Consider the following 8,189-nt stretch of genomic DNA (forward strand, 5'->3'; position numbering starts at 1 on the left):
CCCCTTCGCCCGCCTGCTCGCCACCCCCGCACAGACAGCCGCCCTGCTGGGCTGGGGCCCGCCCGGCGCGCGGCAAGCCCAGCTCGCGGCGGATACGGCACGAGAGCGATGGGGCCTGCCCACCGCTCGCCCCGCCGCCATCGAGGAGATCCCGGCGGAGGGGATGCGGCTGACCTGACCCGAACGAGCACCCCGCCTCAACACGTCCCGCTCCACGCCCCTCTGAGGTAGCCCCATGCCGTTGTCGCACGACCACATCCGCACCACCGTCGAGACCTACCTCGCTCGCCACCCTCACGAGCGCGACCAGCTCGGCGGACTCCTGGCCGCCCTCGACCGTCCCACTGACATCGCCAGCCGCTCCACCTTCACCGGACACGTCACCTGCGGCGCGGTCGTTGTCGACCCGCTCGGCCGTGTCCTGCACGTGCTGCACCTGGCGAGCGGGAAGGTTCTCGCTCCCGGTGGACACGCCGAGCCCGAGGATGAGTCCCTGGCAGCGGCGGCGCTTCGGGAGCTGCACGAGGAGACCGGCATCCCGCCGCAGGCCGTGGCACCGTGGCCCGGCTACGAGACTGTGCCGTTCGACATCGACATCCACGACATCGAGGCCCACCCGGGCAAAGGCGAACCCGGCCACCAGCACTTCGACCTCCGGTTCCTCTTCCGCCTGCACACCGCGGCCGAGGCGCCGGTGGTGCTGCAGGAAGAAGAGGTCGGCGGCATCGAGTGGCGGCCCGTGGACAGGGTGACCTCCCCCTCCCTGCGCGAGAAGCTGCTCAAGCTCACGCCGGAGACCGAACCGGAGAGGGCCAACGCCTCCGCCCTGATCTACAACGACCGCGGCGAGTACCTGCTCCACCTGCGCGACTACTTCCCCGGCCGGATCTGGGAGCCGGGCATGTGGTCCCTGCTTGGCGGCGGCCGAGAGCCCCAGGACGCCACCCTGGAACACACCGTGCGGCGCGAACTGGCCGAGGAAGCCAGCCTCGACATCGCCGACCTGACACCGTTCGGCACTGAGTACGCCTCCGACGACGTCGGCGCGACCGTGCCCATCGCCATCTACGCCGGCCGCTGGAACGGCGACCCCCGCGACCTCCGCCTGACGGAGGGGGTGATGCTGGCCTGGTTCGCCCCCGACGACCTCCACCGCCTGCGCATCGCAGACACCACCAGCGACCTCGTACGGCGCCACGCCGCCAGCCGCCCGGCCAGCGCTCCCAGCACTGCGTCGCGGAGCGGGCTCTCATCGCACGAGCGCCGCCCAGCTGCGCCGCACGGCACGGTCCTCAACGTCATTGGCGTCCACCTCTACCAGGAGCGGCCCGACGGGACGGTGCTGCTCGGGCTGCGCCACCCCGACTCCGCGTTCGCGCCGTCCACCTGGCACGTCCTGGCCGGCCACTGCGAGCAGGAGAGCGCCATCACCTGCCTGATCAGGGAGGCACGGGAGGAAGCCGGCCTGCACATCGAGCGCCAGGACGTCGAACTCGTCCACGTCGTCCATCACATCGACAAGACCGGGGACCGGCCCCGCATGAGCCTGTTCTTCCGCGCCCGCGCCTGGAGCGGCGAGCCGGAACTGCGCGAGCCGGACAAGTGCACCCAGTGGAAGTTCTGGGACCCCGCCGCGCTGCCCGACAACCTCGTTTCCTACACCCGCCAAGCCATCGCAAAGATCCAGAACGGGGACCTGTACAGCGAGACGGGATGGCCCGCATGACCGGCACACCGAGCGGCGCACACCGTCGTGTGCCCACTGCAACTGCGGCCGGCCGTGAGGACACCCGCCTGGTGGTGATCCGCGGCAACTCGGCGTCAGGCAAGTCAAGCGTGGCCCAGGGCCTGCGAGATCACTACGGCCGCGGTATCGCGATCGTGGGCCAGGACGTGATCCGCCGGAACGTGCTCAAGGAACACGACACCGCGCGCGGCGCCAACATCGCCCTGCTGGGCAGGATCGCACGCGAAGCACTGAACGCCGGCTTTCACGTGGTGCTTGAGGGGATCCTGTACGCCGATCGCTACAGCCACATGATCACGTCTCTGGTACGGGACCACCGCGGCGTCTCCTGCTGCTACTACCTGGACGTGCCGCTGGAATCGACGTTTGTCCGACACGCGTCGAAGGCGGATGCCGCGTACCTGGCGCAAGTCACCGACAGCCACCTCGCCTCCTGGTACCGCGAGCTGGATCTGCTGCCCGGCGGTCTGGAGACCGTGATCCCGGCCGACAGCACGCTGCAGGACACCATCGCGCGAATCGTGGGCGAAACCGACCTGGCCTCTGCCTCCCCAACCCCGCCGCCGCAGTGCAAGCCGTCGCAGGGAGACTCGATGAGCAGTCTGGTGTTGATGTCCGATCCGCAGGTCGCCGCGATCCCGGTGCGCGAGTGCGGGGAGCCGCTCGTCGACGTGCGTGACCACAGCTTCCGCGTCGATCCCCGCAAGCAAGATCCGCTGGGCGCGTTCGCCCACGTCCGCGAGGGCGTCCTAGCCCGGCTGGAGCACGCCCGCTCGCTCCTGCCCGCTGGCACCGACCTGCTGTTCATCGAGGGTTATCGGCCGCTGGCTCTACAGCAGCGCTACTTCACCGAGTACCGGGACGAGTTGGCCGCCGCTCACCACGGCTGGACAGCTGAGCAGCTGTACCAGGCTGCCAGCCGGTACGTATCACCACCGGAGATCGCGCCCCACTCCGCGGGCGCGGCCGTGGACGTAACCCTCGCCGACCAGGACGGTCACGAACTCGACCTCGGTACCCGCGTCAATGCCTCCCCCGAGGAGAGCGACGGTGCCTGCTTCACTCACGCCCCGAACGTCAGCGATCGTGCGCGCCACCACCGCATGCTGCTGCTCAATGCCATGGAGAACGCAGGTTTTACGAACTACCGAACCGAGTTCTGGCACTTCTCGGTAGCGGACCGGTACGACGCGTTGATGCGGCAGGAGCCGCACGCGCGCTACGGACCGATCGAACTGCCGTAGCGCGCTGGCATCCTCGTCCACTTCATCGCCACCCACGCCGATCCGAAACACAGGAGCGCGGCCACCGGACCCTGGCCCGGTTGGGATCCCAAGACCGCGACGGACGGAACGCATCGAACGGAGGCACGTGTGCCTGACGACACCCAGCAGGCGATCCCAGCCGTCCCGAGTCCGGCGACCGGAGGTGAACCACAAGAGCACCACATGCACCTGCTCGGGCGGTACTACCGCCAAGTGGAAGCAGGCCGCAAGACGATCGAAGTGAGGGTGGCCACCCCGCAGAAGCGCGCCGTCGCAGTCGGTGACACGGTCGTCTTCCACGACCGGGACACCGGGCGGGAACTCGACGTCATCGTTAAGCGGATCACCCCGTACCACTCCTTCGAGGATCTGCTCAGCTCGGAGGACACCGTGCGCATCGACCCGGACGGGCCGCCCGGAGAGCTGCTCGCCAACCTCCGCAGCATCTACCCGCCGGCCAAGGAAGCCCTCGGCGTGCTCGCCCTCGCATTCGACCACCGCCCTGCCCGGGCCGGCCGCCCCATGCCGATGACGCCCACGCAGTACGCGCAGACCGTCCCCCACCACACGGTGTACGGCTGCCTGTACATCCGCGACGAACACGACCGGCCGGTCCAGCTCCGCTCGGTCTACGGCTCGAGACTCTGGCAGTTCCCGGGCGGCAACTTGGACGCCCGAGGCGAGGACCCGCTGCAGACAGCACGGCGAGAGGCGGTCGAGGAGACGGGCCTCCAACTCGGTCTGGAAACGCCGAAGCTGCTCCTGACGCACTTCCTGCACGCCGGGCCGCGCCTGCCGCTGAACAAGGTGGGGCTCATCTTCGACGGAGGCCAGCTGACCGCCGACCAGCTCGGCCGGATCCGACTCGATCCCGCAGAGCACGACATGTGGGCCGTCCACGACCTCGCGACCTGGCAGGAGCTGATGGCGCCGCGCGCCTTCGCCCGCCTCGACGCCATCGAACGAGCCCGGCGCGGCGAGGGCCCGACCTACCTGATCACGCACACCTGATCCCCAGCACCTCCACCCAGGAGGCAACCGTGCCCGCCGAACTCAAGTTGGAGTCCTCCATGCCGCATCTCTCCATGCGCCGGTCGATATCCTCGGACGGCGCCGTCGGCACCGACCGCCTGCGTCATCTGGAGCAGGCTGCCTTGCGCCACGGAGTCCCCGTCGAGGACGTGCTGCTGATCGCCGTCAACCTGTACGGGATCACCTCCGACCAGGACCGTCACCGGGCCCGGGTCAACCTTCGCCTCGTGCGCCGCCCCGATGCCCCCTGGCAGATCATCGTCCCGCTGAACCAGCCGGCCAGCCCCTTCCGGCTCCGGAGCGACGAGCTGTCGCTGAACGGCGAGGTGGTCGCGCACGTCGGGCGCATCGATGCCGACGAGGCGGTCGGAGGGTACTTCCGCAACGACGGCCGCGCCGCGACCCTCAACCCCAACGCCCGCAGCCGGTGCGTCGGGTGCGGCTGGTGCCCCAACACCTTGGAGGCCGCCGCCGATCCGAGGATGCAGGAAGACCAGGGGCTCGACGCCCTACTGCACGCCCTCGGCGAGCAGCATCCCCGCCGCAGCCTGGCCGAGCTGACCGAGGTCACCGTCTCCACCGGCTGTTTCGAGCGGGAGGAGGCGGCCGTCGCGCACCTAACCGCCCTGCGGCCCGCTCTGGAGCGGGCCGGCGTCAAGGCTCGGATCGGCTTCCTCACCTCCGTGCTGCGCAGCGACGAGGCATTCGAGACCATCGCGTCGAAGGTGTCACCGTTCGTGCTCAGGCTGACAGCCGAGCACTTCACCCGGCGGGAGGCACTGATGAAGGCGACCAAGGCCGACCTTCGGCCGGAGCAGATGCCGGACCTGCTGATGCGGGCGCGGGCGGCGGGGCTGGATACCTCATACACGTACATCGTCGGGCTGGACCCGATGGAGGACCTCGTGCGCGGGGTGAACGCACTGGCGGGCGAGGTCACCGCGTTCCCGAACTTCCAGGTCTTCCAGGCGCACACGGTGATGATGCAGGGGATGCGGACGCCGGGCGCGGAGAGCCTGGAGTACTACCTGCAGGCGCGTACGGCGATCGAGCGGGCCATGGCACCGACCGGGCTGCGGCCGGTGGGCTGGGAGTGCTACCGGCCGCTGTGGTACTTCACCTACGCGGGAGAGGACCTCGTCGATGGACCCCGCTGACGCGGTCATCGACCGGGTGCGGGTAGAGCGCCTCAACGAGAGCGGGGCGGGTCCGTGGAAGGCTGGCGACAGCCGGTTCGCGATCGTGGTCGAGGCCGACGGAGTGACCGGGGTATTCGCCCCGGTCGACGAGCTACCCGCCGCGCTCGTCGCCACCCGGCTTGGGCGGAGCGCTCTGCGGCACCCCGTGGCCGACCACACGGGTCTGTTACGCAGGCTCTTGGCCGGCCTCGGCCCGCACGCGGCGGGGCTCGGGCGCTGGGCGGTCGGGGCGCTGGACTGCGCGGTGTGGGACCTGCACGGCCGACTCGCCGACCTCCCGGTCGCGGCCCTGCTCAGCGACCGGCCCGCACCGCGAGTGCCGGTCTACGCCTCCTGGCTCTCCCTGGACCTGGCCTCCACGTCGGCCCCCGAGTCCGTCAAGGCCACCGCCGACGGGGGCTTCGCCTTCACCAAGTGGGCCCTGCGCGGCGCTGAAGCCTCCGAGATGGCGCTGCTGGCCGAACGGGCGGCGAAGTGGGCGGGGGACAGTGTGGCGGTGGACGCCCTGGGCACATGGGGGCACCTGCGGACCATGGAGGTCGCACCGCTCCTCACTCCGGAGACGGTGCGCTGGGTGGAGGACCCGCTCCCGCGAACCGACCAGGCCGCGTACCGACAGCTGCGCCGACAGACGGAGGGGCTGAGGGTCGCATTCGGCGAGCGGCTGTCCCATGCGGAGGACGCCAGGGCCCTGCTGGAGCACTGCCAGCCGGAGGCGTTCACGTTCGACGCGGTGTGGTGCGGCGGGATCACCGAGGCGCAGGGCTGGCTCCGCGCCGCACACGACGCGAAGGTGCCCGTCCACCTGCACGGCCGGGCGTTCCTGCCCGCCGTGCACCTGGCCGCCGCGTTTCCGCACGTGTCGGGCGCGGTGGAGTACCAGGTGGTGTGGGAGCCGCGCCGCCAGCAGGCACTGTGCGGCACTCTCCGGCCGGACGGCGGGCACGTCGCTCTCCCCGACCGGCCCGGTCTCGGGATGGAGGTGCGCCGGTAATGCCCAGGCACACGGGCGAGCTAGCGGTCCACGGCCGCCTGGAGCAGCGCGAGGAGAAGGTCCTGCTCGTCGTGGACGAGCGGCTGAGCGGACACGACACCTTCCTGTCTACGACCCTTCGCCTCGACCGGCCGGTGCACCTGCCCGAACTCCCGGTCCGGATCCTCACGTTCGACGACGTCACCGTCCTTGCACCCCTCGACCCTGCCCTGCCGCAGGGGCAGGCCGGAGAGGGGTGGAGCGGCACGCTGCTGTTACCGCACGGCGCGCGCCCGCCGACGATCCCCGATGACCTCGCCCAGGCCGCTGCCGACGCGGGTGTTGACACCAGCAGTTGGTCGCCGGCCGAAGCCCGGCAACTGCTGACCTTCCTCGGCGAGGCTGGCCCTGGTCCCGTGCGCACTGAACGGATCGACATGATCATCGCGGCTCTGACGGGCCGTTCGTGAGCACGGCGGCCCCGGTGCGGCTGGTAAGCCTCGACGTCGGATACACCCTGGGCGAGCCGTCCGGGACGACGCTGACGCAGCGCCTCGTGGAGCTGTCCCCGCTCCCGGCCCGGCAGGCTAAGAAGGTCGCTCAGCAGATCCTGCACGTCCTGGACCCGCGCAGCGATGCGCCAGCGCCGCAGACGGTGTGTGCCGCTCTGGGGATTGCGCCGTCCGCCTTCCCCCAGGACCACTGTCCGCCCGGCTTCGCCCTGTGGCCCGGCGCGGTGGAGGCGGTGGCACGGATCGCCCGGGTCGTGCCGGTGGTCACCCTGTCCAACGTGAGCCACTGGGACGAGCAGGAGACCGACGTCGCAGCCCTCCTCGCCCCCCACCTCCAGGCCCATCACCCGTCGTGGCAACTCGGGTTCGCTAAGCCGGACCCGCGCGCCGTGGAGACTGTCGCTCGACTGCACGGCCGCGACCCCGCGGAGGTGCTGCACGTCGGCGACAGCCTCGACTACGACGTACGCGGGGCCCTCGCCGCCGGAGCCCACGCCCTGTGGATCACCTCGCGCCCGCCGTCGTCCGAGGCACTCCGGCTGCTGGCCAAGTACCCCGGCCGGGTCACGGTCGTACCGGACCTCACCCGTGCGGTCGAGCACATCGAGCAGACCGTCCTTCCGTCAACCCAAATGATCAGGAGTTCTACCCCGTGAGCCAGTTCGACACCACCGCCCCGTACTACGCCGCCTACCGGCCCGGGATCCCGAAGGAAGCCATCGAGCTACTCGCTCAGCGGGTAGCCGGCAAGGAGCACCGGGCCCTGCTCGACCTCGGGTCCGGCACCGGGCAAGTCCCCCTGGCCCTAGCCGGGGCGATGACGGAGATCGACGTCGTCGAGCAGGACGCGGGCATGCTCGCCGAGGCCGACAAGGCGCTCGCCGGGCTGCCGGTCACCGTCCGCCTGCACAACGCTCCGGCCGAGACGTTCACCCCACTCACCTCTTATCGGGCCGACCTCGTCACGGTCTGCCGCGCCTTTCACTGGATGGACCAGGACGTGGTGCTGTCGCGTCTGGAGGACATGACCGCGCCGGACGCGACCGTCGCGGTCATGGGCGACGGCAGCCTGTGGACCGCGCGCACCGCCTGGACCGACGCCCTGCGCGCCCTGATTCAGGAGTACCTGGGCACGGAGCGGCGGGCCGGGGTGGGCAAGAAGTACGCGGCGCACAACCGGCCGTACCGCGAGATCCTCGCCGAGTCCGCGTTCGGCCAGGTCGAGGAGCACACCGTCGCCGTCGAGCGGGAGTGGAGCACCGAGACGGTGATCGGCTACCTGTACTCGACCTCCTTCGCCGCCCGGCCGCTGTTCGGCGAGCGGGTCGACGACTTCGAGCGCCGCGCCCGGGCTCTGCTCGACGAGCACGCCGCCGCGGGCGGCGGCCTGATCGAGCCTGCCTCCTTCCAGATCGTCCTCGGCCGGCGCGGCTGACCCGCTCCTCCCCCTTCGCGCCGGGG

At 70.7% G+C, this 8,189-nt stretch carries 8 protein-coding genes; all 8 read left to right on the forward strand.

Annotation, left to right across the window (positions count from 1 at the left end):
- Positions 1–235: 235 nt before the first annotated feature.
- Positions 236–1,726, forward strand: coding sequence for an NUDIX domain-containing protein (locus tag C1J00_RS33185; RefSeq protein WP_102912679.1), 1,491 nt, complete (start codon positions 236–238; stop codon positions 1,724–1,726).
- Complete coding sequence (locus C1J00_RS47245) at positions 1,723–2,991, forward strand: M15 family metallopeptidase (protein ID WP_245936596.1); 1,269 nt, start codon at positions 1,723–1,725, stop codon at positions 2,989–2,991. The genes C1J00_RS33185 and C1J00_RS47245 overlap by 4 nt, the downstream gene beginning before the upstream one ends.
- A 129-nt stretch (positions 2,992–3,120) precedes the next feature.
- Entirely contained in the window at positions 3,121–4,023 is a 903-nt protein-coding gene (locus C1J00_RS33200; RefSeq protein WP_245936597.1) for an NUDIX domain-containing protein, read from the forward strand.
- Positions 4,024–4,052: 29 nt separating this feature from the next.
- Positions 4,053–5,201 (forward strand): hypothetical protein, encoded by a 1,149-nt coding sequence (locus C1J00_RS33205; protein ID WP_245936598.1) that lies wholly within the window; start codon positions 4,053–4,055, stop codon positions 5,199–5,201.
- Complete coding sequence (locus tag C1J00_RS33210; RefSeq protein ID WP_102912681.1) at positions 5,188–6,237, forward strand: enolase C-terminal domain-like protein; 1,050 nt, start codon at positions 5,188–5,190, stop codon at positions 6,235–6,237. The genes C1J00_RS33205 and C1J00_RS33210 overlap by 14 nt, the downstream gene beginning before the upstream one ends.
- On the forward strand, positions 6,237–6,686 hold the full coding sequence (locus C1J00_RS33215; protein ID WP_102912682.1) for a hypothetical protein: 450 nt from the start codon (positions 6,237–6,239) through the stop codon (positions 6,684–6,686). The genes C1J00_RS33210 and C1J00_RS33215 overlap by 1 nt, the downstream gene beginning before the upstream one ends.
- Positions 6,683–7,384 (forward strand): HAD family hydrolase, encoded by a 702-nt coding sequence (locus C1J00_RS33220; RefSeq protein WP_245936599.1) that lies wholly within the window; start codon positions 6,683–6,685, stop codon positions 7,382–7,384. Before C1J00_RS33215 ends, C1J00_RS33220 begins: the two co-directional genes overlap by 4 nt.
- Positions 7,381–8,163 (forward strand): class I SAM-dependent methyltransferase, encoded by a 783-nt coding sequence (locus C1J00_RS33225; protein WP_102912683.1) that lies wholly within the window; start codon positions 7,381–7,383, stop codon positions 8,161–8,163. The genes C1J00_RS33220 and C1J00_RS33225 overlap by 4 nt, the downstream gene beginning before the upstream one ends.
- Positions 8,164–8,189 lie beyond the last annotated feature (26 nt).

Origin of the sequence: Streptomyces cahuitamycinicus, from assembly GCF_002891435.1 — a bacterium.
Taxonomy (GTDB): domain Bacteria; phylum Actinomycetota; class Actinomycetes; order Streptomycetales; family Streptomycetaceae; genus Streptomyces; species Streptomyces cahuitamycinicus.